At 66.9% G+C, this 26349-nt stretch carries 20 protein-coding genes and 4 pseudogenes; 12 read left to right on the top strand and 12 right to left on the bottom strand.

Annotation, left to right across the window (positions count from 1 at the left end; all coding sequences use genetic code 11):
• Positions 1-2004: 2004 nt before the first annotated feature.
• The 3 genes from QOM21_RS00305 to QOM21_RS00295 all read right to left on the bottom strand — a co-directional run bounded on the left by QOM21_RS00305 (position 2005) and on the right by QOM21_RS00295 (position 5186).
• Positions 2005-2565, bottom strand: a complete 561-nt coding sequence (locus tag QOM21_RS00305) for a hypothetical protein (RefSeq protein WP_407547455.1) — start codon at positions 2563-2565, stop codon at positions 2005-2007.
• A 458-nt stretch (positions 2566-3023) separates the two neighbouring features.
• A protein-coding gene (locus tag QOM21_RS00300; RefSeq protein WP_407547454.1) for an IS5 family transposase occupies positions 3024-3832 on the bottom strand; the annotation gives its coding sequence in 2 pieces (ribosomal slippage) (positions 3024-3490 and positions 3490-3832; 810 coding nt in all).
• Between the two features lie 505 nt (positions 3833-4337).
• Entirely contained in the window at positions 4338-5186 is an 849-nt protein-coding gene (locus QOM21_RS00295; protein ID WP_407547453.1) for a hypothetical protein, read from the bottom strand.
• 1353 nt (positions 5187-6539) lie between these two features.
• Here QOM21_RS00295 and QOM21_RS00290 point away from each other — a divergent pair.
• The 3 genes and pseudogenes from QOM21_RS00290 to QOM21_RS00280 all read left to right on the top strand — a co-directional run.
• Positions 6540-7049, top strand: coding sequence for a hypothetical protein (locus QOM21_RS00290; protein ID WP_407547452.1), 510 nt, complete (start codon positions 6540-6542; stop codon positions 7047-7049).
• A gap of 454 nt (positions 7050-7503) precedes the next feature.
• Positions 7504-7926, top strand: a complete 423-nt coding sequence (locus QOM21_RS00285; protein ID WP_407547451.1) for a hypothetical protein — start codon at positions 7504-7506, stop codon at positions 7924-7926.
• A gap of 295 nt (positions 7927-8221) precedes the next feature.
• Positions 8222-8311 (top strand): annotated as a pseudogene (locus QOM21_RS00280) (DUF664 domain-containing protein); the annotation flags it as partial.
• A gap of 714 nt (positions 8312-9025) precedes the next feature.
• Here the strand turns inward: QOM21_RS00280 and QOM21_RS00275 are convergent.
• Both QOM21_RS00275 and QOM21_RS00270 read right to left on the bottom strand, forming a co-directional pair.
• Positions 9026-10243, bottom strand: coding sequence for a phospholipase D-like domain-containing protein (locus QOM21_RS00275; RefSeq protein WP_407547450.1), 1218 nt, complete (start codon positions 10241-10243; stop codon positions 9026-9028).
• 264 nt (positions 10244-10507) lie between these two features.
• Complete coding sequence (locus tag QOM21_RS00270) at positions 10508-10636, bottom strand: LPFR motif small protein (RefSeq protein ID WP_401468560.1); 129 nt, start codon at positions 10634-10636, stop codon at positions 10508-10510.
• A 190-nt stretch (positions 10637-10826) separates the two neighbouring features.
• Between QOM21_RS00270 and QOM21_RS00265 the strand changes: the two genes are divergently transcribed.
• The 4 genes from QOM21_RS00265 (at position 10827) to QOM21_RS00250 (ending at position 14632) form a co-directional block, all read left to right on the top strand.
• Positions 10827-11000 (top strand): hydrophobic protein, encoded by a 174-nt coding sequence (locus QOM21_RS00265; RefSeq protein WP_407555533.1) that lies wholly within the window; start codon positions 10827-10829, stop codon positions 10998-11000.
• A gap of 1317 nt (positions 11001-12317) precedes the next feature.
• Positions 12318-13202, top strand: coding sequence for a SigB/SigF/SigG family RNA polymerase sigma factor (locus QOM21_RS00260; protein WP_407547449.1), 885 nt, complete (start codon positions 12318-12320; stop codon positions 13200-13202).
• Between the two features lie 338 nt (positions 13203-13540).
• Entirely contained in the window at positions 13541-13669 is a 129-nt protein-coding gene (locus QOM21_RS00255; protein ID WP_407555532.1) for an LPFR motif small protein, read from the top strand.
• 141 nt (positions 13670-13810) lie between these two features.
• On the top strand, positions 13811-14632 hold the full coding sequence (locus tag QOM21_RS00250; RefSeq protein ID WP_407555531.1) for a DUF2267 domain-containing protein: 822 nt from the start codon (positions 13811-13813) through the stop codon (positions 14630-14632).
• Here the strand turns inward: QOM21_RS00250 and QOM21_RS00245 are convergent.
• Positions 14577-14939, bottom strand: coding sequence for a PRC-barrel domain-containing protein (locus tag QOM21_RS00245; protein WP_407547448.1), 363 nt, complete (start codon positions 14937-14939; stop codon positions 14577-14579). The genes QOM21_RS00250 and QOM21_RS00245 overlap by 56 nt on opposite strands.
• Positions 14940-15264: 325 nt before the next feature.
• Here QOM21_RS00245 and QOM21_RS00240 point away from each other — a divergent pair, with 325 nt between their 5' ends.
• Positions 15265-15732 (top strand): hypothetical protein, encoded by a 468-nt coding sequence (locus QOM21_RS00240; RefSeq protein ID WP_407547447.1) that lies wholly within the window; start codon positions 15265-15267, stop codon positions 15730-15732.
• On the opposite strand, the pseudogene QOM21_RS00235 reads toward QOM21_RS00240, so the two are convergent.
• Together QOM21_RS00235 and QOM21_RS00230 are read right to left on the bottom strand one after the other, a co-directional pair.
• A pseudogene (locus QOM21_RS00235) lies at positions 15729-16292 on the bottom strand (IS5 family transposase); the annotation flags it as partial. The gene QOM21_RS00240 and the pseudogene QOM21_RS00235 sit on opposite strands and share 4 nt — an antisense overlap.
• A 399-nt stretch (positions 16293-16691) precedes the next feature.
• Entirely contained in the window at positions 16692-17972 is a 1281-nt protein-coding gene (locus tag QOM21_RS00230) for an aminotransferase class I/II-fold pyridoxal phosphate-dependent enzyme (protein ID WP_407547446.1), read from the bottom strand.
• A 182-nt stretch (positions 17973-18154) separates the two neighbouring features.
• Between QOM21_RS00230 and QOM21_RS00225 the strand changes: the two genes are divergently transcribed.
• Both QOM21_RS00225 and QOM21_RS00220 read left to right on the top strand, forming a co-directional pair.
• Positions 18155-18373 carry an acyl carrier protein gene (locus QOM21_RS00225; protein ID WP_407547445.1) on the top strand — a complete coding sequence of 73 codons (219 nt, stop codon included), beginning with the start codon at positions 18155-18157 and terminating at the stop codon, positions 18371-18373.
• Between the two features lie 29 nt (positions 18374-18402).
• Positions 18403-19593: a beta-ketoacyl-[acyl-carrier-protein] synthase family protein gene (locus tag QOM21_RS00220; RefSeq protein WP_407547444.1), complete on the top strand. Its 1191-nt coding sequence runs from the start codon at positions 18403-18405 to the stop codon at positions 19591-19593.
• Here QOM21_RS00220 and QOM21_RS00215 read toward each other — a convergent pair.
• Positions 19522-20382, bottom strand: coding sequence for an SDR family NAD(P)-dependent oxidoreductase (locus QOM21_RS00215; protein ID WP_407547443.1), 861 nt, complete (start codon positions 20380-20382; stop codon positions 19522-19524). The two genes, QOM21_RS00220 and QOM21_RS00215, sit on opposite strands and share 72 nt — an antisense overlap.
• 91 nt (positions 20383-20473) lie before the next feature.
• Positions 20474-21814: a wax ester/triacylglycerol synthase domain-containing protein gene (locus QOM21_RS00210; RefSeq protein WP_407547442.1), complete on the bottom strand. Its 1341-nt coding sequence runs from the start codon at positions 21812-21814 to the stop codon at positions 20474-20476.
• 383 nt (positions 21815-22197) lie between these two features.
• On the opposite strand from QOM21_RS00210, the gene QOM21_RS00205 reads away from it, so the two are divergent.
• A complete protein-coding gene (locus QOM21_RS00205; protein WP_407547441.1) occupies positions 22198-23538 on the top strand; it encodes a cytochrome P450 in 1341 nt (446 codons plus the stop codon).
• Between the two features lie 446 nt (positions 23539-23984).
• Here QOM21_RS00205 and QOM21_RS00200 read toward each other — a convergent pair.
• Positions 23985-24466 (bottom strand): annotated as a pseudogene (locus tag QOM21_RS00200) (MFS transporter); the annotation flags it as partial.
• An 8-nt stretch (positions 24467-24474) separates the two neighbouring features.
• On the opposite strand from QOM21_RS00200, the pseudogene QOM21_RS00195 reads away from it, so the two are divergent.
• Positions 24475-25197: pseudogene (locus QOM21_RS00195) on the top strand (alpha/beta hydrolase); the annotation flags it as partial.
• Positions 25198-25425: 228 nt separating this feature from the next.
• Here QOM21_RS00195 and QOM21_RS00190 read toward each other — a convergent pair.
• Positions 25426-26304, bottom strand: a complete 879-nt coding sequence (locus QOM21_RS00190; RefSeq protein ID WP_407547440.1) for a TrmB family transcriptional regulator — start codon at positions 26302-26304, stop codon at positions 25426-25428.
• Positions 26305-26349: the final 45 nt, after the last annotated feature.

Here is a 26349-nt window from a genome sequence, read left to right as displayed (position 1 = left end):
GGTTTCGTACAATCGCGTCAGCACGTGTCGCCCGGTCGCAGAGGGCCGGGCGTTCCCGAACAGGGGGAGAAAGGTGCGTGCCCGATGGGCATCGGGCTGGTATCTGTGGTTGCCGCGGTCGTCTACGCAGGAACGATCTCGTTCCTGGCCTTCACGGCGACGTTCGCGCGGCGGGGGGAATTGCGTCAGGAGGCTCGTTCCACCTTGGCGCTGATCGTCCCGGGCCGAGGGGCGGAGACACCCTCACCGACCCAACAGCAGTAGCACCTCGTGCAGTGGCTCCGCCTGCTGTCACCAGTGGGCGGAGCGCCACCGAAGAACGGCAGCCGCGCGCGGGTCGGCCGGCGCATCTGCGGCGGCTCGAACCATGCGTTCGTCACCGCCGACCTCGTTTCGCGGCTCGCCGACTGCCGTTTCGTGCACAGCGTGCGCTAACGCCGGATCAGCGACCACTCGGCCATGACGGCTCTGCTGAAGAGACGGCCTGGCCCGCTCCTCCGGGGAGCGGGTCCCGTGCGCGCGCTTCTGGCGGATGCGCCAATCTTGGGCCGTGGCGCTCCTCGACTACCGCGAAACTTGTACTCCGACCTCCCGGTGCCAGAGTCTGACCGGCGCTGAACTGCCCGGGCTCGCGCGGGCCGCACCCGAGGACCAGGAACGCGCGTTCGCGGTACCGGTTCTGCGCAACCCCCAGGTGCGGGCGGTTCTGGAACGCCTGTCGGTTCTTGTTCTCCCGCCGTGGTACCTCACGGCGGGAGCGCTGTTCCAGACCGTCTGGAACATTGCTGTGGGGAGAGCCGACCTCGGTTACGGCATCCGCGAATTCGACTCATCTTCCGCGACGCCGACGACCTGTCGTACGACGCCGAGGACCGGATCATCCAGCGGTGCCAGCGGGGCGTGGAAGGCCTCGGCGTCGAACTGGAGCCGCGCAACCAGGCCCGCGTGCATCTGTCCTGCGCCCCAGCCCAACGGGAATCGCCCCGGCCGCCGTACACACCGCCAAGGCGGCCGGCTACCGGGCTGAATGGCCCCATCTGATCGAACTGCCCCTGACCGCGCCCTGAGAGGAACGGCGTCCTCAGCCTTACCCGGACCGACGTCCACGTGGCTTGTGACGGCGGCCGCCACCGCTCGGTCGCGCCGTGGCCGAGGAAACCGCGGGGTGGTGCGTTCCCAGGCGGCGCGCCCCATGCGGTGAGGTCAGTGCGCAGCGCGTTGGCCACTGCGGCGACGAAGCCGGGTGTCGCTGCGAGTGCAGTGGTTCAACGCCCGACACCTCACGGTTCGAGGCCGCTGTGTATCGTGGGATGGCACCATTGCCGTGGCCGAGCCGAGCCGGGCCGAATGCCGAGCCTGGGAAAGCGTCCCTGCCGCTCGTGTCTTCTCGTGAGCAGCCTAATTCGTCGGCACTGCCGACGAAGGCCGGGCCGCAGTGTGGCAGCAGACGCTCGATGGCCATCGCGACGGCTACCTGCGCGCTGTCTGTCAGGGCGATCCGTGGGCTGCTCCGGCTCGGTCCCTCGACGCCTTACCGGCCGTCTCCCCAGAGTGTCGATGTAGGGATGTACCAGGTGGGCCGGAGCAGAGAGAGACCTGGATGCCGTGGAATCCAGCACCAGGAGGGCAATCAGCGGCAACGCCCCCATACCGACGGCACTGCCGGCTGCGCCGACCGCGTATGCACCCCACAACCGCCGGAAGTCCTGCCCGAGCGTGCTCCGTACCAACCGAACCTCCCGCAGTGTGAAGGCGCTCAGCGTAGTGACTCCGACCACCCACCAACCCTGGTGATCAGGCCATCACCAGACGTACCTGAGAGCCGAGATGAGATCCAGGTACTGAGCCGCCAAGGGCAACGCTGCTTGGCACAGCGCCGCTGCGCTGCTCTTTGCGGACCGGTGGCTGTGTGCCTCAGGGGGCCTTTGGGCGGGCCCCGGTTGCGAGGAGGCAGCAATGATCCGTCGGCGTGGCTTGCGGGACGCGGGACACGGGGTGGTGCCGCTAAAACGGAGGTTCGTCGCTGTACAGCGGTGCTTCTGGCCCGTCCGCCGGGGCTACACGCCAGGGGTCGCTGCCAGACTGCGGACGTCCTCGCTGCTCAGGGTTCCGGGGATCGGCGTCGAACACTGCGTGCCACAGCTTCTTGATCTCCGTCCTGGGTGTTGCGGGGGTGACGATGGTTGCCCAGGGGTCGTCAGGGGATGTTGTTGGCGCATCGGGGTCTATCTGCGCAATGTCGCACAGGACCGTGACTATCGCATCGACCGTGTCCCAATTGGCCGGGGTGGACAGTCCAAGGAGCGTGCGGCGCACGGTTTCGGGGCTGCCGGTCGCGTCAGGGTACTTCTGCGGAATCAGCTCGGCGATCTTCCTCAGCGTCGGCCTGGAAGCTGACCGGTAGTAGGTGAAGAGGGCTTCTACGAAGACCCTTCGCGGGCCCGGAGGTAACTGGTCTTCCCCCGGCATCCGCAAGACCCGCCCCATGGCTTCCCCTCTCCGTTGACACAGGAAGTCCAGGGATACCTCGCGATGACTCACGTTGTCACGGGGAAGCTCGCCCATCTTCGCCAGATGAGCAACTACTTTCTGTACTCCCAAAGTGACGGTATGTCACATGTGCAGTTCGGTGAGGTGTCGGGGTGTCGCGGAAACCGTCCGCTGGGCACGGTTTCAGTCAGTCGACCCCTGCTCGCGGGACAATTGACGAACGGCTCCCTGCTGCAACAGGGAGCCGTTCTGCATCTGATCCACGATCACCGCTGTGAAGGAGTCCTCGTGTCCACGTCTGAGCCTACGAGCAAGTACGGATTAACGAAGCCCCGCGCCACCTCCGCCTCCACCTGGCGGAAGGCACTGCGACGGCTTTCGGGCGAGGCAACCGCCGGCCTCGTCCGCGGCGCGTCGACAGCCATGGGGACAGCGATCGTCGGCTGGCTCATGCTCTGGGTCCAGCAGCACTGATCCGATAGCCGCCGGGAGCTGGCGGGCCACCAGCTCCCGCGACGCACTTAGACGTTGTTTCACTTGGTGAGTCGGCGGTAGCAGATGAGGGTTGCGGCTATCCCGACGAAGGCGAGGAAGTGCTCGGGCTTGCGTTCGTAGCGCCGGTGGAGGCGTCGGCAGCCGGCCAGCCAGGACACCGTTCTCTCGACTACCCAGCGGTGGCGACCGAGCCGCTGCGAGGGCTCGACGCCTTTGCGGGCGATGCGATGAGTGATGCGACGCTCGCGGAGCCATCGCCGAAGGTGCTCGTAGTCGTAGCCCTTGTCCGCGTGAAGCTTGGCCGGGCGCCTGCGACGAGGACCGCGCCGAGAGCGGATGGGCGGGATTCCTCGCACGAGCGGCGCCAGGCCGAGACTGTCGTGCATGTTGGCGCCGGAGATCCCTAGCGACAGCGGCAGTCCGTTCCGGTCTGTGACCAGGTGAATCTTCGACCCCAACTTGCCACGGTCGGTCGGATTCGGTCCGGTCAAAAGCCCCCTTTTGCCGCCCGGACACTGACGGAATCGATCGCACACCGAGACCAGTCCAGTTCGCCCTGAGCGCCGAGCTCATCCAGGACGACGCGGTGAAGGCGGGCCCACACGCGCTCCCGGCTCCACTGCGCGAAGCGCCGGTAGACCGTGGGCCAGGCCGGCCCGAACACCGGCGGCAACTGCCGCCACGTACAGCCCGTAGTCGCCACAAACAAGATCGCTGCCAGCACCTCACGGTCGCCCGCCCGGGCCCGGCCACCACCCTGCGGACGTATCACCACCGTCGGCGGAACGACCCGACGAAACAATGCCCACAACTCATCCGGCACCAACCGCTCAACCAGATCCGTCATGCACCACTCAACGAGCCAACGAACCATAAGAAACGACGTCTTAAGGGGCCGGACGATCCGTCCGGCCCCTTAGCTGTGTAAGTACCCGCTGACGAAGACCTCTTGTGGATCTGGCCAGGCATTGCGCGCCGGCGAGCAGGCCGTAGGTGATCGTCCACCCCGAGGTGGCCTTCATATGCACGACTTTGGTTCGCCCCCTCGTTCCTCCCCCGATTCGGGTCCGTAGTCGGGGCCGGTTCCCGATCCGGGCAGCGGCGACCGGGTAGGCGTTGAGGAGGCGCGCCAAATCGTGGGTGCCGTCCTGGCCGCCTACAGCCGGCATTTGCTGCTCGCGCGGCGCGTCGGATACCAGCAAATCGCCTTGAGGAGTTGATGAGGCAGCAGCGCGAGTGTGTGGAGGGCCGGGCCCGGCTCAACGACGCCGGGTCTGGGTAGATCGCGCGTATCGCTGCCCTCTACGCCGAGCTCCCCACGGGGCGGGAGGTCACCGGGCCCCGGCCGGGGTCTAAAGGACCGCGGCGGGGAAGTGGGTGCTGGGAGCTTTCGGGAAGTCGGTGTTGGGTGCCTTTTCGCCGTTGGCCCATCGGCGTGGCAGGCGCACGGCTGGGGAGGGGCTGTCGGGCGACTTGACGAAGAAGTCCTTCAAGGGGAAGACCAGGAGTCCATATGGGCACCTGAACCGGAGGCCGTCGAAGTGGAAGACGCGGTAGCGGTGGTCCTCGGCAGCTACGGGAAGGTTCCAGGTGCAGAAGAACAGATATCCGTCGTAGGTGCCGCCGATGTTGAAGAGGTCGATGCGTCCCCACTGCTTGTCGCCGACCGTCAGGTTGGAGTTGACGGTGTCGGTGTCGGTCCAGGCGGTGCTGTTGGTACGGCTGTAGGTGTAGCTGCCGGAGAAGGTGGCGTCGCCGAGCTTGCCGATGGACAGCTTGAGCGACCCGCCGGCCGACCAGCCCTTCGTCTCGGTCTCGGTCCTGGTGAGTGCGTGGCTGACGCTGTAGCTGACCGTGGTGGGGCCCTGTGCGGTGTCGGTGGACGCCCGCCACGGGTAGCGCACCCGCAGGCCGCCCGCGTGGACCAGGCGATGGGCGTCCCCGGCGACTTCGCGGAAGTCGTCGAAGTGGTCGTAGAGGTACTTTTCGGGCTCGCTGGTGGTGGTGGAGTCGATGAACTGGACGCCCCTGTGGAACTCGTCGTCGCTGAAGGCGTCCGCGTGCACATGTCGGAGTTCCGAGAGCTGACCGTCGGTCAGCTTGGATGTCCATTCGTCCACGCGGCGAGCGCCGTTGGGCATGCCCGGCGCTGCGACGTCCTGCGGGATGAGGTAGCCGGGGTCGTCCCCGGTCTCCGCCAACAGCACTCCGGATTCTGCTGTGCGCGTCTCTGGGAGAGGTGCGGCAGCGAGTTCTAAGGGGGGCAGTGCCTCCACGGGAGCGCTATCGGCCTCGATCGGTTCCATGATCAACGATTGGTTGATTCCGGCCTGCGTTGTGAGATCCATGAAGCTCTCCAGAATGTCCGCCCGCGGGTCCCGCGAGCCTGCCAAGTGCTCGGGCGCTCCGCCCGAGCAACGAACCGCACGGAACCTTCCCGCGGATGGGTAAGCGGAAGCACCACCTTCGCAATGCGGTCTCGCCGCAGCGCGGTCGCCGGGTATCGACGAGGCAAGCCCGCCGGGTGTTGGTGGCGTCGCGGCCTAGGCGAATACCGGCAGCCCGGCCGCATCCGGGCCGAGGCGTAGCCGTGTCCGACGTGCAGGGCGGGGACGCGAGATGGCCGAGATGTGGGCCTTCCCGTGCGGTTGGAGCGTGCCGCGCCGGCCCGATGCGGCGTTCGCGGACGTCGATCGCGACACTGCCCTGACCCGCACCTTCCACGCGGAGCCCGCCGGACGCGGTACTCGACGGCGAACTCGTCGCCGTACTGGGCACCGGTGAGGTTGCCTTCGAACGCCTCCAGACCGACCCGGCCGCCACCCCCGCCCTGGTGCGGACTTCGCCGTTCATGTCGCGTTCTCTGTCAAGTGCCGCGTGTTGAGTGAACCTGCCCCCGGCTGCGGATTCTCTTCGTCGCCCGCAACACCGCAGTCGACGACTCAGGCTCGCCCATCAGCACCGCAATCATCCAGCAGCTCTTCAACGACTCGGCCGGTCACGCCAAGGTGAATCGGCGCGGTGCTTCCATACGACGCACCCAGGCGCAGCAAGGCTTTTCGTCTTCCCAATGAACGGTGCGGAGACCTGGCTCTCGTCAGTTCCACCCGAAGCGCTATGGTCCGCCCCTCCTTAAACTGGTCCGCCCGTCCTTAAAAGCGCAGATGCCGCGCGGATTTTGCGGTTGTCCGCACTGGTGTGGCGGAGTCATGGGCGGACTTGGAAGGCGTGGGGGAGGTCAGCGGTGGTTCGGGGGGAGGCCGGGACGGGCTGCAAGTGCACCGTGGAGCGCCCTGCACCTAGGGGTACACGCAGTTCAGCAAGCGGGCGCCCTGCGGTCAGATGCTTCCGCAGGACCGCCCGCCGCAGGTCCCTTGCCTGCGCCCGCGAAAGTTCTCCTCATGCGCGGATGTCCTGGCCGCTGGATACTCGATGCGGGCCCAATTGCCTCCAACCGCAGTCCGGGTGCCGAAGAACATCGACCTTCCGGCCGTGACCGATGAGGAGATTGCGTCATGTGCTCCCACAGGAACCCACTGACTCCACTCGCGGCGGTGACGGTCGGCCTGCTGGCCGGGGCGGTGGGAACGGTGTGTCTGGATGCTGTCCACTACCTGAAGTACCGTTGCGCAGGCGGGACGGACAGTCCGCTCGCATGGGAGTTCGCGCCGGTCGAGAGCTGGGAGAAGGCCCCCGATCCGGGGCAGGTGGCCAAGCGGGTGATCGAGGGCTTCACCCAGCGTCGGCTTCCTGATGCTTCCGCCGGGATGACGAGCGCAGTCGCGCACTGGGCCTACGGATCAGCGGCGGGCGCGGCGTACGGCATCGTGGCCGGATCGCTGCCCAGGCCCTCCGCCGTTTATGGTGTTCCTTTTGGTGCCGCGGTGTTCGCCGGTGACTATGTCATCTTGCCGATCGCAGGTCTTTACAAGCCGATCTGGCAGTACGACACCAAGACCGTGGCCTGGGATTTCAGCGCGCACGTCGCCTACGGCACCGGCACGGCAATCACCTTTTGGCTGCTCACCCGGCTGGGGACCGGCGCCGTCGGCCAGAGACCGTAAGTCGCCTGCCAGGCACGGCCGATACCCATGCGCGCCACGGCTTCCTACTGACGGGTGTGCGGGTGGCTTCCGGATCGCCGCCCGAGCATCGAAAGCCCACCATCACGCCTGTCGGCGCAGAGCCCCGGAGGGCTTCGGCCGGGCCGGCCCGCCGACCGCGAGGCCGGAATCGCCGCCCAAGCCTTCCTCCCCGACCGGGCTTCGCGGCCAGTCGCCCTCATCAGTTCGCCTGCGGCGATGCGCACCCTTCTTCACTCCGCGAGAACATCGCCGGTCCCGGACACGATTACGCAGGTGCAGGTCAGGAAGCTGCTGGTGCACAGTGCTGGTCAGAGGTGCATTCTGGAAGTTGGAGGTTCCGGTGATTGCGAACCAGCATCGGCGAGCCAGGCACGCAAGATGAGCACAGAAGGCCGCCAGCAGACAGCGGGCATCTCGAACCAGGGAGCAGGTCATGCCGTCCCTCCACTTCCATGTGAACTCCTCGATGAGCCCAGACGAGGTGATGGGTGTGCTGACGAACTTCAGCTCATCCCGTGTCGAGGAGTGGTCCTCCATCGATGCCGAGCACTTCCAGGTCCACGAACGGGGCGATACCTGGGCGGAGGTGACCGAGGGGAACGACAAGACGTGGGAGCGTGCACACTACGAATGGGATCCCTCGATGCACAGGGTCACCGTCACTACTCATGACTCGGTTCCCTTCGGCTCGGGGGGCTGGCAGTTTCAGATGACTCCGACGGAAAACGGCACCCGCGTCGACGTCAGACTCGAACGGCACCCCACCTCCTTCAAGTCAAAGGTGATGTCCTCGATCATTCCCTTCGCCGGGCCTGTGTTCCGCAAGTCCTTCAAAGAACCTCTGCACACCACGTAGTCGCGCCACTCATGGACAAGGCTGCGTCAGCCCTGCCCAGCATGCGGTTGACCAGCGGGCACCGTCTGGCGATGCACCACGGCCGCTGAAGCTGACTTGCCTAAACGGATTCCGCCGGGGCGAGTCGGGTTGCCGTGGCACTGGGACCAGCCCCATCACGGTGGTACTGGGACCAGCCCCATCACGATGTCGCTTTGGGCGAGGCGATCGCGGCAGAGATTCCCCGCCCTGTGAGGGCCTCGGCCGGGACACCCGAGCTGCCGGCATGGAGGCGGTCACACGATCGATGCGCTGAGCCTTGGTGCACCTGATCGAGGAGACCGCACGCCACGCCGGCCACGCCGACATTCTCCAGGAACAAACCGACGGATCCGTCGGCAGATAGCCGCGTCGTCCCAGCACCAAAGGCCCCTGTCTGGACACCATCCGCAGCGGGCACTTGGGGAATTACGTGACCGCAGCAGCCCCAAGGAGCGACATGAGTGCACACTGTCGCGGCCGCCGGCGCATCACGCGTCATCGACGCGCACACGGCCTGGACATCAGCGGCGCTCATGTCCCGGCAGTGATCGGGGGTTCCCGCGAAGAAAACGGCGACAGAGCTGAGGTATCGATGGATTAGGCATGAGGGTGCTCCCGAAAGTGCCCCGCCTAGGCACGCGCTCGCACAGTGGTAGGCCGCGGCCGGCACCAGCACCCAGTGCGCGCTACCTGCGTATTCGGGGTGACCTCACCTCCGGCGACATCGCGGAGGCGGGGTAACCGATGCGTTCGGCGCCTATGTCGCATGAGACAAGGCAGGCGACGAGCGCCCAGACGGTGGATGTAGACGCGGGAAGGATCCTGTCCCGGCAGCCGGACCGAGCGATTCGGGTCACCCTCGGTCGTCATGACGGCATTAGGTACAGCGGGGCCCCCTGCAAGCAGTTCGGCTGCGTGTCCAGTGCTCGCTGGGGCTCGGGCTCTGTGTCCTTGAACGAGGCATGGTCCGCGGAAAGGCGGCAGGTGCTGCACCTGGAGAGGCCGTTGGAATCAGCTTGCCGTGGACGGCGAGTCCGGGAGGCTGGTCGTGACGATGGCGCCGCTCAGGGGGCGTCTCCTACAGGAACCGGCGGATGGGCTGGATTGTCACTTCCTTCGCACGTTGCAATACGGAGCGGCCCTTCCAGCGGCGTCCGTCGATCGGTTCGCTCATCGCCAGGTCTTCTTCGAAGTGCCGGTCCAGCGTTGCGGTGAACCGCTCGTCGAGGACAGCGAGCATGACTTCTTCATCGTGGTCGAGGGATCGGCGGTTGAAGTTCGTTGAGCCGATCAGGGTCGCGACCCGGTCGACGGTGATGATCTTTGCGTGCATCATCGTCGGTTGGTATTGGTGGATCTTGATACCGCAGGCAGTGAGTTCCTCGTAGTGGTGCTGGCCGGCGAGCTGGGAGACACGCTTGTCGGTGTAGGGGCCCGGCAGCAGGATCTCCACCTCCACTCCACGGCGTGCGGTCGCGCACAACAGCTCGACGAAGTACGGGTCCGGCGAGAAGTACGCAGTGGTCAGCCGCACGCGTTCCTGGGCGGACTCCAGCATGACGCGGATCAGGGTCTGCATGTCCTGCCAGCCGAAGCTCGCCGATCCCCGCACCACCTGTACGACCGCGTCGCCGTGGGGGGAGTGCTCGATGAAGCGGTCCCGCTCATCGAAGAGTTCGTCGTGGCACTCCGCCCAGTTCTGGGCGAATGCTGCGGCGATGCCGTCCACCGCGGGGCCATGCACCTGGACGTGTGTGTCACGCCATTCGTTCTCGTTGCGGGCGTTGCCACACCATTCCTCGGCGATGCCCACGCCGCCGGTGAAAGCTGTTACCTCGTCCACGACAAGGACCTTTCGGTGACAGCGGTGGTTCTGCTTGAACGGGGACAGGTAAAGAGGCTTGCGGAACCATGCAACCTGCACTCCCGCTCGTTCCATTGCTTCCAGTTGATCCTTCTCGATCAGCCTGCTGCCGAAGCCGTCAAGCAGCAGACGAACCCGCAAGCCGGCACGGGCCCGCTCGGACAGAGCCGCTGCGAACCGATGTGCAATGTCACCTCGCCAGTACACAAACGTCATCATGTCCACGGTGTGCTCTGCGGCACTGATTTCCGCAAGCATCGCCGCAAAGATCTCATCCCCGTTACGGAGTGGAAGGAGCGCATTTCCCTCAGTGGCTGCGATACCGATCAACCGCTCCAGTCGTCGCCGTATCCGTTGCGCTCGCTCCGTGGTGTCCGCCAGGGGCAAATCTTCTGGCACGGGACCCTGCTGAATATCTTCTGTGCTGGTCATTCTGCCACCATCCGAAAGTGAAGTGGCAGAACCGCGAAAGTGCGGAGGCGCCTGCCGAAGGAGTGAGCTGTACGCTTGGCCGGAGAACGGAACGAGAGAATATCCCGGTCTGCCGCAGCAATCGAAGCATGGCTCTACCGACCGCCGCCGACCGGGTCCCCGGAACGCTGGTGATCAAGGTAGAGCTGTCCGGCCTTTTCGATCACTCGAGGCATTCCGCGGGTAAGGGGGCCCGCGGTCGGGCTCTATCACTCAGGTGCTGGCTCAGTGGCGGCCGTGCGCGCTGTCGGAGGCTCCGCCGAAGAGGCGGGCCACTGCTCGGAACGGAAGTGTGACGACGGTGGCGATCGCTCCGCCGATGGCGCGGAATACGTCTGCGATGGCCTTGAGCATGCGTTCCTCCAACAAATCTGCCCAGCCTTGCCGGGCCAGGTGCCGCTGTACGGCCTAGTGCACTCCGGGTGCCCAGAGGACTTCCCCGGAAACGAGATCACGCTCACGGCAGCACCTGTCACGTCCCGCGCACCAAGTAGACGAATTGCCCCAGCTCGACCCAGATTTAACCAAAAATCCTGCCCCCGAAATCGCGCGGAAACCATGGTTCCCCTTGCTTCTCGCCCTGGTTCTCTTCGGTGCCGGCTTCGCGCTGAAAGCCTTGTGGATTGCCGGGGTTGTCGTCCTCGCTGTGTGGCTGCTTGGCTTCGTGATGCGGTCCGTCGGCGCCGGCGGAAAGCGAGGACGGTGGTATCGCTGGTAGCCGATCCACGAATAGGTAGGGGTGAGTTATTGCATCTCACTATCTCTGGATCGGCAACGAAACTGCCGCCGCACACAGAGCGCGTGTGTCCCGTCGTGCCACTCGGCGGGAAGGGGCAGGTTCCCCGGGCCATATTTCATGTTGCTTACCTTCTCGGTCGGCGCGTGAGGGCCCATGTGAGCCTCGGTGGCGTTAATGCATTCTTCTCTCGCTTGGTGTGATGACCGGAAGCCGTTCCGCAGGCGATGAAGGGGAGTGCGTCTATGACAGCTGTAGAAGCCAGGCACCGAACGCTGCCTGCGGGCCAGGGGTGGGTGCCCCGGGTGCGGCGGTGGTGGCAGCGTGCTCGGGGCCAGGGCATGAAACGGCCCGCCCTGCTTCTGATCGGGAAGCGCTCTCGACGCCGCTCCACCGCAGCGCCGACGCCGAGCAGCGAGCCCGCAAGCTATGTATCGAGACAGGCGAGGCCGGGGACCTCGCACAGATCGACGCCGACAAACACAGCGCCACCACGCCGAGCACGGCTGAGCCGGCGACGGATGTCGCGGGGCGGATGCTTGCCACGTCGACGCTCATCGTGCCCATCGGTTCACTCTGCCCCGTCCCGCTTGCCTGCCTGGTGCTCGGGCCCCGGGGCTGGGCCGTCACCCGGCGGTGACGGCCCTTGCGTCTGCGTCGTCGCTCGCCGAGGAGGATTACCTCGCCCCCGAACACGCGGAAATCTATCTTGGCCGGAGTAGACATTGGGTAGCGGCGTGGTTATGGTTTCTGTCGCAGCCCAGAGAGACGGCAGAGCCTGGCAGAGACGAACTGCCAGGCAGCAGTACCAGCAGTACGAGCAGTGAGTCAGTGGGCAGTGCAAGCAGTACGCAGTGCCCGAACGATTTGCAGTTGATCACCGAAGGAAGGGTGGAGGAACCCGCCACAGGATCGCCCGGGCGAGGTATTGATCCCGGGTACCGCAGGACATCGATAGTGAGGTGGTCTCCGGTCAAGCAACCGCGATCCCCGCATTGCCCCTCTCCCAGGTGGGCTTGCGGACCAAGTAGGCCGGCGCAGCACCAGGGCCGGCAGATGGTGTAGCAGTTCCGTCGGGGGCCTGGTGCCTCACAGCACCAGGCCCCCTCCACACATCCACCTCCCCTTGGATACCACCGCACTCGCCGTGGAGCTCTGTCGCCAAGCTGCGCTCGAAGTACATGACAAGGCGATGCTGGCCGACACCAACGCGCCTCCCAGGCTTCCGCCCTTGCCTTGCGTGTGGCTCTTGGGCGGTCAGCGGGGTGACGGTGGGGCGGGAAAGAGAAAGGAGCAGCCGTGGCGACGGCAGCGAAGCAGGCCCAACTACCCGAGACTCGCGCACATCATGACCCGGCGCCGGAGGCTGCTCAGCCTGCTGTGCCGCGGATTGAGGACGCGCAGGGCGTGGCCCCGCTGGATGCGCGCCGGCTGTCGAAGCTGTTCTTCGACCGGTTGTCGGTTCTGGAGGAGGGCACGCCGGAGTACCAGTACGCGCGCAACACCCTCATCGAGATGAACCTGTCGCTGGTGCGCTATGTCGCGCGCCGCTTCCGCAGCCGCGGGCAGGAGATGGAAGACGTCGTGCAGGTCGGCACGATCGGTCTGATCAAGGCCATCGACCGCTTCGACGTATCGCTGGAGAACGAGTTCACCACCTTCTCGATCCCCTACATCACCGGTGAGATCAAGCGGTTCTTCCGCGACACGACCTGGTCCGTGCACGTCCCGCGCCGGCTGCAGGAGCTGCGCGTCGACCTCGCGCGCGCTCGTGAGGAGCTGGAGGGGCGCGGGGTTCACGAGCCGTCGGTTGCCGACTTCGCGGCTCACCTGGGGCTGGGGGAGGAGGAGGTCATCGAGGGGCTGGTGGCCTGCAACGGCTACGACGCCGACTCCATCGACCGGCCCATCGAAGCCGGCGGTGGCAAGCAGCAGACCGGTCTCGTCGCCGACCTGATCGGCAACGAGGACCCCGCGCTCGCCCTGGCCGAGGACCTCCAGGCCCTCAAGCCGCACCTGGCCCAGCTCGACGAGCGTGAACGCACCCTCATCGAACTCCGCTTCGGCGCGGAGATGACGCAATCCGAGATCGGCGCGGAATTGGGCATGTCCCAGATGCACGTCTCCCGCCTCCTCTCCCGCGCCTACGCCACTCTCCGGGAAGCACTCCTGGCCGAAGCATGAACACCCGGCCGCGCCCACGCGTGGCGGAACTCGGCGATTCGGGCGCTGGCTGACGTACTGGGGCTGGGCCGACGTGCCCGGTAGCGGACGAACGCATTTCGGCGTCTAGTGGAAGAGAGGCACAGCCGTCTGTCGCGGGGGCAGCCTGACGTGCTCCAGGCCGACTGCTCGATCATCCGCCAGCAAGGCGAAGATCCTTGAATCCGTGGAGGAACGTGAAGCAGCTCGAGCTGGGCGAGCGCTTCCTTGGCCGACCCCGGGGCACCCGCCCGCTGACCGGCCGTGCAGCGGCAAACCAGACCCAGCGCACTGCGCCGGTGAGGAGATGGAGGTTCACCGTGTTGACGGCAATCGCAGACGTACTTCGATCGATCGGCGGGGCCGTCGCTACCGTCGTCACCCTGCCGTTCCGAGCCGTGGCCCGATTGTTCGGCGGCGCCGCCAGCTCCGCGCACGGACGTCACTGACAGGCCAACGCGCGTCGACGCGCGCTCTCAGACCGCGAGCCCGACTGGTACCCCCGTCCAGTCGGGCTCGCGGCGTAGTGGCAGGAGTGCTCGTCCTCGCGGTCAGGATCGGAGGGCTCTGTCGCTGCCGACAGCGAAGATCTGGTCGAGGCCGACGATGCGCAGGATGGGGCGGGGAAGATCCGCTACGAAGGCGCGTACTACCCCCACCCGGGAACGGGCCGAGGACGTCACACGTGCCGTGCTGGGGGCCTGGGCCGTCAGCACATCAGTGACGCACGCGTCGACCTTGCTGGGTGCCTCCCCACCGAGGCCGCCCTCGTCTTCGCCGGCCAGATCCCCGACACGCAGCAGCTCACCGGCTGGGGCTTCGTCAAAGACCTGGCCACCCGGACGGACACCACCCCCGCGACCGCTCGCTGGGATACCGGAGCCGTCCTCGCCGTTGTCGGCCACCTGGCCGGCTCCGGCCTCCTGGATCGCGTCCTCGCCCAGCTTCCGCCCGGATACGCACTGCTGTTCGGCCGGGCCGAACTCACCCCTCGGCGGTCTGCCGCGTGGATACAGAGCCCGTTCACCCAACGGTCGGCGAAGGGGCCCTGGCCCGAGAAGGTCGATCGCGGAGGCGGCCGCCAGGTTCGACTCAGGATCTTTCGGCCCATCTATCAGCATCGGCTCGGCGCTCGGTCGGACAGTGCCGCCCGCGACTCCAGCTCAGCGGCTCGCCTCGCCGCCTCGCCGCCTCACCCACGGCAGCGGGGGCCCGCTATCAACGTTGCCCCCGCCGTGCTGGCGCACGGCGGGGGCAGCCGATTTGCGCAAAATCGGGGGAACGTTGATGCGCCTGACTGCCCCCCACGACAGGAGCCTGTCCTTGGACGGAGAAGGAGTGGCCCGTGTCCATTGGTCAGGTGCTGGCGCCTGCGCGAAGGAGCGCAGCGTAGTAGTTGCCTACCTCCGTGAGATAGGCAAGCTGCGTGGTTTCGCTGTCGATGGTGAAGCGGGGCGCTGCTTTGATCTCGTCCTTGGTAAAGGCGACGGTCACCGTCTGAGTCGTCGCGTCGATACCGCTCACCGCTCCGGCCGGGACCAGGACACTCTTGCCGAAGACCCAGACTCCGGTGTCAACGACCAGATGTTGCATTCCCGGCTCGTCAACTTGACGCTCCACCTGCCCGATCGTCCCGTCGGACGCCTCGACGGTAAAACCCACCAAGGCCTCAGGGCCCTGGGAGCCAATCCTCATTGGGTAATCCCACATGCTGCTCATGACGTGTTTTCCTCTTCTCCCATAGCCATTGCCAGCCGGGGGCCTGTGGCTGTTGAACACCTTCGCCCGATCACCCGGGCCGCATCCCACCCCTTACCCCCGTAAACGGCTGGCACTCCGCACTCGCAATCTGCCATCCCTCAGCGTGAACGATGTTGCCCCCCATTAGCAGGTGTAGGTGAAGTACTGCTGAATCCAGTGAGGTTGGTACTGGTGTCATCGCCTGTCCTCCCTGATCAAGCACTCCTCGCCCCCGAGCCCGCCAGCCACGCGATGGTGAACGCCCACACAAGGGCGGCTCAGCAAGGATCAGAACCGGGACGCGTTGATTCGATGGGTTGCACTCGATGGCTTTCACCGCGTCGTCGCCATCGCCCGCGAGGCTGAGGACGAGGAACCTGATGCCTGGCGGGCACTGACGCGGTTCGTTGTTCAGGCCGCCGCCGAGCTGCGCTTGGCCACCTGGCTGTCGGTCTGGTTCGCCAGCACGTGGGCCGAGCTCCAAGAGGACCCCGAAAACCGCCGGCTGCGGCAGATCCTGCTGAAGATCCTCGATCGGCTCGTCCGCCGGGCCCAGGCCGACGGAGACCTGCGCCCGGATGTGGACACAGGCGATCTGGCCTTGATGATCGCCCTGCTGCTGCGGCCGGTTCCCGGCCTGCGCGCTGAACTCACCCAGCGCAGCGCGGACCGCTGTTTGGCACTCATGCTCGACGGCCTGCGAGCCCGCGATGACGCCCAGCCGCTGCCCGACCGGGAGATCGCCGTCACCGACCTGGAGCCCGGCGCCTAGGGGGTGTCTTGTCGATCATGCGTCGAGCCAGATGAGCGTGCCGACGAGGGGGATGACGGCGAGTTAGCGGGCCGGGGCCGGGATCTTCCCGGGCCCGGCCCCGGCACTCGGATCTTGCTGATGACGGCTCTGGCCGGGGTGCAGTCGTTCTGCTTGCCAGCGGTAACCAGGAAGGCGAGTGGCCTGCCGCAGCCGTCGCAGGCGAGGTGGAGTTTGCTGGTCAGTCCACCGCGCGAGCGTCCGACGTCGCGTTCTTCCAGCCCCCTTTGGCAGCTGCATGCTGGTGAGTTCGCACGATCGTGGAGTCGATCGCGACCAGCCAGTCCACCTCCGCCCGCGTCTGGGCCGCTTCCAGGGAGGCGGTCGAAAGTACCGTCGGCGGCCCAGCGGGCGAACCGTCCATGGACGGTCTGCCAGGGACCGAACCGCTCGGGCAGGTCCCTCCAGGGCAGGCCGGTACGGAACTTGAACACGATGCCCTCGAGGACCTGGCGGTGATCCCGCCACCGGGCACGAGCCCGGCCCGCAGGCGGCAGCAGCGGCTCGATCACCGCCCACGCAGTGTCAGAAACCGTCCGTCACCACTGGACCAAAGACCCGATGCTCGGAGGAAAGACGCCTAGCGCGTGTCTCTCTTGATGGGGCTCGCAGGTCGCCGCTTTGCTCTCCTTGCTGGGGGCAAGGATCGGCACCCAGGATTCTCGGCCACTGCGGCCGGATGCTGCGAACCGCTCAAGTCGGCCGGGGGTTGGGAGCGGCTCGGAGGGGCGTGGGAGGGCGCGGACTGTCTTCCGCTTCCCCTCGTACCCGCCCGGCCTCAATCCGCCCGAAGGCTGTGTGCACAGCTGAAGAACCGTCTGGGCATCCCAGCCCCCGTATAGCAATCGACAAACTCGCCGCCCGGGCCTGCACACGCCTGAAGAGAGGGAGCCCCGGACTGACCCGGCCCCGGTATGGCGTCACCCCGAACCGGAAACCTCGGTTGTTGTACACGCTTTAGTTGTGGCGGCAAGGAATTCTGCCGGTCGTACGATCCGTACCGGGGTGTGTCCGCCTTGTGGGGTTTGGGGGATGAGGCCCTCCTTCCGCCCGACATCCTCGAACGCTTCCAGCACACGGGCCAGGTGCTGGTCTGTGTGCGCAGCTGTCAGCGTGACGCGCAGAACCTCGTGGCCTGCCCTGACGCCGGGATAGGTCATGGGGGCGGTGAACACTCCTGCTCTGCACAGCTCTCGCCACATGCGCAGGCACCGTTCGCGTCCCCTGGCGAGCACGGGCACGACGGGGGTCACCGAGGTCCCGGTGTCGTAACCGAGAGCCCGCAGGCCGTTGTGAAGTTGCTCGGCGAGGTCGAGCACCCTTACGCGGCGCTCTGGTTCGGTCTGCAGGATTTCGAGTGCGGCCAGTGCGGCGGCTACGTTGGCCGGTGAGGCTGCTGCGGTGAACAGCGCTGTACGGGCATGGAAGCGCAGGTAGTGGATCACCTCGGCCGGTCCGGCGATGACCCCGCCCACGGAGGCCAGACTCTTCGACAGGGCACTGGTGACCAGCAGGGGACGCAGCCCGAAGTGGTCGGCGGCGCCGGCGCCGTTGGGCCCGAGGACTCCGAGGTCGTGGGAGCTGTCCACGACAATCCGCGCGCCGTGGGTGTCTGCCAGCCTCATCAATTCCGGGAGTTTGCAGATGTCTCCGTCGACGGAGAAGATGCCGTCGGTGAGAATGAGCTTTCCGGCTTCGTCGGGGGTGGATTCGAGTAGTTCCTCCAGGTGGGGCATGTTGCCGTGCAGGAATTTCCGTTCCTCGGCGTCACCGAGACGGATTACCTCATCCAGCGAGGCATGGTTCGAAAGATCACTGAAAACGAAATGGTCTTCTGTCAGCAGCGGAGCCAGCATCAGATTCGCCTGATATCCGGACGGCAGGACGGCCGCCGCCTCCTGCCCCAGGAATGTGGCCAGTCGATCCTCCAGCTCCTCGTGGAGTTCCAGGGATCCGCCCACTGCGCGTGATCCACCGAGCGAGGTGCCGAAACGTCGCACCGCAGCAACAGCGGCCTCCCGTACCCGGTGGTCGGCCGAGAGGCCGAGGTAGTCGTGGGAAGCGGCCATGATCACCCGCTTGCGTTCGAAGTCGACCTCCGCGCCGTCGAACGTGGCTTCGATCGCCCGGTAGTAGCAGTCCCGTCCCCCATCGCGCGGTTGTTCCGCTGTCCATGAGCGGCACTTCTCCAACACATCCATCCGTGCGATCTCCAGGTTGGCTCGGAGCGGTACAGGCCCGCTTGGCGGACGGGATTCTGCGTGAGTCAGCAATATGTCATCTCGGCGCTTTGGTAGACCACTTCATCCTCGGTAGCAGATTCCATCGAGGGGGATGATGGTATTTTGGCGGGCCTTTATCGCGCTCTCGACGCTGGAGAATCATGTCATTCGATGAACTGAAAAATATTATGATCGCTCTTGGGATTCCCGAGCTCGACATCCGGTTGGATGCCCCACGGGAGGACGTGGGCCTTGACTCCATCGGCGCGGTGGAATTGGCCTTGGTCTTGCGCCGGGAGAAGGGGCTGGCCGTGACGGAGGAGGAGATCAAGGCCGCCGCTACGGTCGGGGACATCGCCGCACTTGTGGCGGCGCGGTGAGCTTCCGTAGGACCGTCCAGGACGTGTGCGTGACCGGCCTCGGCCTGGTGACGCCGGCCGGCGACGGCTGGCACGCCACCTGGGACCGGGTGTGCGAGGGAATGCCGACCTCCGTTCTGGGGACGCCGACGCCGGTCCCGCACCTGGCATGTTCGGTCGCGTACTTCGAGCCGGCGCGCCTTGGCCGGGCCCGGTCCCGCAAGCCCGATCGCTGCACTCAGTTGGCGCTCCTCGCGGCGCGCGAGGCGCTGAGCGATGCAGGACTGGAGCCAGCGTGCTGGGACGGGGCTCGCGTCGCGGTGATCGTGGGATCCAGCAGCGGCGGGGCCGAGACGCTGGAGTCCGAGCACCGCGCGCTGCTGCGGAAGGGCGCGGAAGAGGTGTCGCCGTATGCGGTGCCCGCTTCCTTGAGCAACTCCGTGTCGGCGCAGCTGACGATTGAGTTCGATGCCAGAGGACCCAGCCATACGGTCAACACCGCCTGCGCGTCGGGGGCGACCGCCATTGGCACGGCGCTGGATCTGCTGGCCCTGGGGCGTTGTGACATCGCTTTGGTGGGTGGCGCCGACGCCGTGATCACGCCCTACTACATCGCCGGTTTCGACCGGGTCGGCGCGCTGTCGCATCGCTTCGATGATCCCGCTGGAGCGCTGCGCCCGTTCGACACACAGCGGGACGGCTTCGTCATGGGTGAGGGAGCCGGAATGCTGGTCCTGGAGCGCACTACCGAGGCCCGGGCCCGTGGTGTGAGGGCGCGGGCCCGTATCAGAGGGTTCGGTGCCTCTTCGGACGCTCACCATGTGGTGAAGCCCAGCCCCGACGGTGCCGGGCTCGCGGCAGCCCTGCGGGAGGCTCTCGACCGGGCCGGTGCATCGGTGGAAGATGTCTCACACATCAACGCCCATGGCACCGGCACGCCGCTCGGTGACAGAGTGGAAGCGGCCGTGCTGGCCGACCTGTTCCCCCACCGTCCCCTGGTGACGTCCACCAAAGCTGTGACCGGACACCTGATGGGTGCGGCAGGCGCGGTGGAGGCGGCCCTGACCGTCCTGGCGGTCGAGCAGGGCCTCGTGCCGCCAACCGCCAATCTGGACGACCTCGATCCGGCTGTTGCTCTCGACATCCCTACCAAGTGCCGGGAGCAGCGGCTACAGCTGGCGCTCTCCCTGTCCATGGGCTTCGGCGGCCAGAACGCTGTGCTCGCCATCACCCCCAGCTGACTCCCCGGCATCCCCGCACGCGACGGTCGTGAAGTCGTCGGCCAGACCGGGAAGGGTCAGGAGCCGACGCGGAACGTGCCGCAACAGCCCGGCCAACAACTTGTAGCGCGCACTCGGCACGCAGACGACGGGCGGCCGGCGTCGGTGAATGGCCCGCACCGCCCGTTCCGCGACGTACGGCGACGGGAGGGTCAGTAGCGGCGGTGACGGAGCGATCCCGGCCAGTTCGTGGAACCGCGAGGTGGTGTGTCCCAGCACCAGAGCCGTCAGGGCAACCGGCGAACCGCGCAGCCGACGGGAGTAGGCCAGCGACTCGGTCAGGGCCAGGCCGAACGCCTTCGACGCACCGTAGGTGGTGCCCTGCCAGACGGGGCCCGTGGCGGCGACCGACGAGACGTTCAGGACCCGCCCGCTGCCACGCCGCAGCATTGCCGGCAGCGCGGCATGTAACAGACGGGCGGGCGCGACGACGTTGAGCCTCAGCATCCGCTGCTCCTCGTCCCACGTGGTGCGTTCGAAGGACGTTCCCAGGCCGGCGCCGGCGTTGTTGACCAGGATGTCGGCGTCGCACACCGCCTCTGCCACCCGCTCCAGGTCGGCTTCGACGACCAGGTCAGCGTGCAGGGTTTGCACAGCGATCCCATGCTCGGACTCAAGGCCGACGGCGAGCCGGTCGAGAGCCTCCCCGCTGCGCGCGACCAGGACGAGATCGTGGCCGCGCCCGGCGAGCGCACGGGCGATGTCCGCACCGATCCCGTAACTCGCGCCGGTGATCAGACTCTTTGGCATGCCTGTCTCCTCAAGCCTCGTCCCGTGTAGCGGCCTTCTGTCTCGGCGGTTCCGTCGTCGAGTTTGCGAATCCATGCGGGCGGGGTGCGTGTCATGGCGAGGGCACGCCCGCCCGCGTCGGCTCATCGAAGCTGACGGCGACTGCGTCGTGCAGGCGCTCCAGTGCGTCCGCCCACAGGGCAACGAGGTTGCCGACCTCGTCCACGGCGCGGTCGAAGGTGACGCTGGCGACGACCTGGTCTCCGTAGGAGAGGAACACCATCTCGAAGAGGTCCTTGTCCAGGAACGCGGTCGTCACCACCGTCTCGATCGGGTCCGCCCCCATCGCCAGCCGACCTGGCAGGCGCATCAGACCGGATGTGGCGAGGCTGCCCTCCACCTTGGCAGCGACACTCCGGAAGATCCGGTACACAAGCCACTCCGGAAGGCTCACCTGTGCCCGCAGAACACGCCGCATTCCCGCGGTCCTGACCGGCCGAGTCGCACGGGCGATGGCGGCGACCCGAGTGATCGGGGACTCCTCCCAGAAAGACAGGGGGATTCGGACGGCCGAGAGTCTGTTGCCCACCGTGAACCGTTCCTCCGGAGTGCGTACGGAGATGGGCAGGTTCGCATACAGTTCGCGGCCCCGCTGCTGCGGCGCGATCCAGCTCTCGGGCATCCAGCCGCGTACCGCCTCCGCGAGAGCGGCCAGGCAGACGTCATTCGAGGTGGCCCCCAGCACCCGCCCGGTCTCCCGCAGCCATGACTCGGGCACGGATGCCGACACCACCCGGGCCTCGCCGCTCAGGGTGCTCTGCGTCGACCAGCGCAGCGAAGGCCGCAGGCTTTTCACCGCATCAGTCACCATCCAGGCGACGGCCTGCACCGTGGTCCGCTGCCACCAGAGCCGTCCTGCGCCCGGTACAGCCGCGGCCGCACGCGGCGGGGAGACGGGCGGTTCCTGACCGAACAGCGCCGTCAGCGCGTCCATCATTGCCTGCCCGTCCTGGGCAGCGTGGTGCGCGCGGTAGAACAGCACGTACTCGCAGTCGGAGTATCCGTGAATGAGCCACACTCCCCAGCGCGGCGACTCCTCATCAAAAGGGGCGACCAGGAGCCTGTCCACCACCTCATCCAGCCCAGTAGGGTCCTCCGGGATCCGGATTTCGTGAACATGGTCGTACGGATTGAAGGCGGGATCGGCCTCCCACACCGTCCGGCGCCCGCGCCTGGCCACGGTGCACGCCAGCGTCGGCATCCGCTCGATGCGGCAGGCGATCTGCTCCTGCACCCGGCTCAATTCCGGAGCGCGGCCCTTTGCATGCAGGACCATTCCGATGTTGGGACGGAAACCGCTCTGCTCTCGCTCATATCGAAGGAAACAGCCGTCGACTGCATTCAGGCGTTGGATCATCGGTCCCCCAAAGGGCAAGGCGACGGCGTACGGCAACGCCCTCGCGACGGCATGAATGTCCCCCCTGGACTACGCAGGGCTAACCGACCACCCGGAGCAAAGGTCACGTCCCAACCGCTGATGCCCAGCCCCTGCACAGCGAGCAGACCCGGCCATGCCACCAGCGCTCGGAGCCTCGTGCGTGTGACATCAGGCCGCGGAGCGTGACATGCCCGACGCCACCGCGTTGGCCAGGCGCACAGACCTCACGCACACCCGCCACGGTCACCGCCGTCGAGCACAATCCGACCCAGCACACGACGCCGTCGCTGCCCGTGCCCAAGCGAAAAGCCAGCCGCATGCGAAGCGATACCGACCGCGCGGCCGCTCGATGCGGCGCCGCGCCGGAAACGGCGAAAGTCCCGCCGCCCTCCTACAGGATGACGGCCCTCCCGAGAGCGCTGCCCCTGCTCGGCCACGCGCCATGGTTCGCTCTCAAGCCACTCGACTTCCTGACGTCGCTCGCCGGCCACGGTGATCTCGTACGCATCAGGTTGGGCCCACTCCGGGCGTACGTGGTCTGCCACCCCACACTGGTCCACCAACTCCTGCTCGCAGACCGCACCTTCGACAAAGGCGGCCCCTTCTACGACAAACTGCGGGAGATCGCGGGAAATGGCGTGGGGACGTGCCCCGCCTCGGCGCACCGGCGACAGCGCCGACTGGTCCAGCCCGCCTTCCACCGAGACCGGATGCCCGGCCACACCCAGGTGATGGCCGAGGAAGTCGCAGCACTCACGGCGCCCTGGCAGAACGGCCAGACCCTGCACGTGCCCGACGCCATGCACCGGCTCAGCACGGCGGTCGTGGTCCGGTGCCTATTCGACCCCAGTACCGACACCTCCGGCATCCCCGCATTGCAGTCGAGCATCGACGCCATCGTCGACGGCATCACCCGACGAATGACATGGCCGATGCCCCTGCTCCACCGTCTTCCGACACCGGGCAACCGCCGATACCAGCGGGCCCGCCTCCACGTGCGCCACCTCACCAATGCCCTGATCTCCGGCCTCCGCTCCACGGGAGCCGATCACGACAACCTGATGTCCCTGCTGATGGCCCCCGACGCGGACGGGGTGTTCCTGAGCGACACCGAAGTCCACGACCAGGTCGTCACCTTCCTCCTCGCCGGTGTGCAAAGCATCGCCATCACACTGAGTTGGGCTTGGTACCTGATCGGCACCCACCCCGACATCCGGACACGACTGCACGACGAGGTCGACGCCGTACTCGGAGGCCGTCCCGCCCAGCTCACCGACCTGGACTCCCTCGATCTGACCGGCCGCATCGTCACCGAAACCCTGCGCCTGTACCCACCGGACTCTCTGCTGCTCACCCGGACCACCGCCACCGATACGGAACTCGGCGGACACCCACTACCGGCCGGCACCACCCTCGTCTTCAGCCCCTACCAACTCCACCGACGTCCGGATGCCTACCCGGCCCCCGACCGCTTCGCCCCGGAACGATGGAACGCCGTCGACAAGCCCGCGCCAGGCACGTTCGTGCCCTTCGGAGCTGGACCGCGCAAATGCATTGCCGACACATTCGTCCAAACCCAGGCCACGCTCGCCCTCGCCACAGTCGCAGCCCGCTGGCAACTCCGTCCCATCCCGGGACAGCCCCTCCGCCCCGTCGGCCAAGCAGTCCGCGCACCTCACAAGCTCTCGATGATGCTGAACCAGCGCTCGTCCACCTCCGATAGGGAAGTCGACGTCTGAGGCTGACAGCCAGTAGCGTCCCATCCGCAGTCCGATCGGCGATGAATCCCGCACAACAGCCTGGCATCCGGTCGAAAGAGCGACCGCCGGATCCCTTTCGGGACCAACTGGCTGCCAGGTGCCAGCAGGCGGGCAGTTGTCGTCACGTTGCAGGCCAAACGAGTCAGGCGACTGTTGTCGCAGGTGCCAAAGTCGCGGTGCTGGCTGCGCGTTGCGTTCCTAAGCAAGGCGCCGTAGTCAGGGCGAGCGACTGTGGCGGCGGGATGGACGATCGAGACTTTGACGTCGACTTGTGAGCAACCCGGTTGCACTGAATCCGACGGTTGAGCGCACGGCTCAGGGCAAAGGTGTCCAGAGTCGAGACTCTCCGGTGTGTCATGACGCTCCCTTTCGGCTTCCTCGTCTTTTCTCGTACCGGGCGACAGACCGGCGCGGGACTTGTCCGGGTGGAAGCCGCCGGTGAAGTCACCGGTCTTGGCCTGGGCGAAGAACACCGAGCCGAAGACCGCGACGCCGAGGGAGCTGCCGATCGCCTGGACCGCCGACAGGACACCGGAGGCGGATCCGATCTCGTCGTCGTCGACCGCGGCCAGGATGAAGCTGAACAGGGCGGCGATCACCATGCCGGCGCCGATGCCCGCCGCCGCCACGCCGGGAGCGATGTCCCAGATGGAGAACGAGGCGGCGTCGAGGCCGCCGAGCTCGAACCACAGCACGGCGGCGTCGGCCAGCTGGACCTGCGGTCCGATCTGGAGCACCTTGCGGCCGATCCTGTCGGCGAGGAACGCGCCGCTGATGGCGCCGCCTATCGCGGTTCCCACCGCGAGGGGCAGGTTGCCCAGTCCTGCGTCACCGGCGGTGAAGTGCCGGCCGATCTGCCGCGGCCCGCGGCGGCTGTGCGGCGCTGCTGGAGGGCGAAGAGGGCGAAAGTGATCGCTGGTACGCGAGTTGGCGGTCGGCGCCCGTGCCGCAGTGGTCTTCGTGGAGTACATGCCGTCGCCCGAGGCGCAATACCCCGTGGCCATCGAGCAGGGCTACGCCACCGCGCAGTGGATTGTCCGCGAGGGGGCGTCCAAGGGGCTGGATGCACAGCGCATGGTGGTGGCCGGGGAATCGGTCGGAGGGAACATGACCGCCGCACTCGCCCTCATGGCCAAGGAGCGCGGTGACGTCGAGTTCATACAGCAGTCGATGTACTACCCGGTCACGGATGCGGCCATGAACACCGGTTCCTACGACCAATTCGCCACCGGTTACTGCCTGAGCCGCAAGCTGATGGAATGGTTCTGGGACGCCTACACGACCGACCCGAACCAACGCGCGGAGATCACCGCTTCTCCCAACCACGTCACCACCGAGCAACGCTCCGGCCTGCCGCCCGCCCTGCTTATCGTCGACGAGGCCGACGTGTTGCGCGACGAGGGCGAGGACTACGCCGCCAAGCTCCGAGCAGCCGACGTTCCGGTAACCACGGTGCGCTACGACGGCACGGTCCACGACTTCATGATGCTCAACTCGCTGAGTCAGTCCAAAGCCGCTCGCGGAGGCATCGACCAAGCCACGGCGTTCCTACGCAACGCCCTCGGAACCGGATACTGCGGCCACGGCGGCCTCGCTTTGGACAACAGGCCCAGCGTGTGCAATCCGCCGTGTCCTTGAGACGAGTTGTTCTTGAGTTAGCTCTTGAATGTCTTGCCTCGTGCCGGCTTCTTCTTCGCGTGCAACCGGCCGCCGTGCACGACCTGGGGTGGTGAGGCCACACGTCCGGCCTGGTTGCCGTCCCCCTTCGTCGCGCACGATAAGGCCCAGCGCCGACTGGAGGGGAGCCGCCCTACCGGACATCTCCGCCGGCTGACCCCGCACGATCGGCCGACCGTCTCACCGGCCTTATGCGGTCCGACCCGGAGTTTTCTTCCTGGCCCGGGCTGCGGGCTTGTCGGGCGTGGCGGATCGGTCTTCGCTGATGCCGGTCAGCCCAGCCAGTCCGGGGCCGTACAGCTCGTTCAGCGATTCGCTGAGGTCGGTGTAGATCTGCTGGACGTACATGTCGTGGCGGACATATCCCTTGACCAGCGCGGCGAATAGCGGGTCGGTCACCCACACGCAGTCCCAGTCCTTGCCGCCGGGTGCCAGTGCCCACAGCGCTGCCGCGCCGTCCGCCACGACGGCCAGGTGCCGGGCCTGGTGGTGGCGGTAGACGACGCCTTCCGTACTGGCGTGGCGGAGCGTACGGCCGGGCAGCTCGAAGGGCGGGGTGCCGAAGCAGAGCATGTCGAAGGTGACGCCACGTTCGGCCGCGGCGGCCGCCTCACCGCCGAGTGCTTCCAATTCTTCCGTGCGGCCCGAGAGGTAGACATGCCGCTCGGCGGCGGCGAGGATCGCGCGGGCCCGCGCGACCGCGGCGGCGCGGTCGTTCGTGGACCGCAGTGGCCGGACCTGCTCTGTCCGGTCCTCGGCGACGAAGCGGTTGAGCTCGTAGCGGGCGTCCGAGACCCGCCTTCGGAAGTCGGTCTCGAGGTGGCCGAGCAGCTGGTCTGCCGCTACGGCGGCGAATCGGGCCGGGGAATCGCCGACCTTGACCACGGCGCCGCGCGAGGTGAGCCGTCGGAGGGTCTCGTACACCTTGGGCTGCGGGATGCCGGTCACATTGGACAGTGCGTATCCCGTCAGGGGCTCCTTGCCGAGCAGCCCCACGTACGCCCGTGCGTCGTACTGCGAGAAGCCGAGCTCCACCAGCCGGGCTGCGGTCTCGTCAGCCGTACTCATGGTTCCGAACTCCCGTCAGCCAGCCTTCGCAGGGTCACTACCGTA

It is taken from the genome of Streptomyces sp. Pv4-95, from assembly GCF_045782725.1.
Classification (GTDB): Bacteria; Actinomycetota; Actinomycetes; order Streptomycetales; family Streptomycetaceae; genus Streptomyces.
The sequence above is the reverse complement of the archived record's forward strand: the minus strand, read 5'-3'. Positions and strand labels throughout refer to the sequence as shown.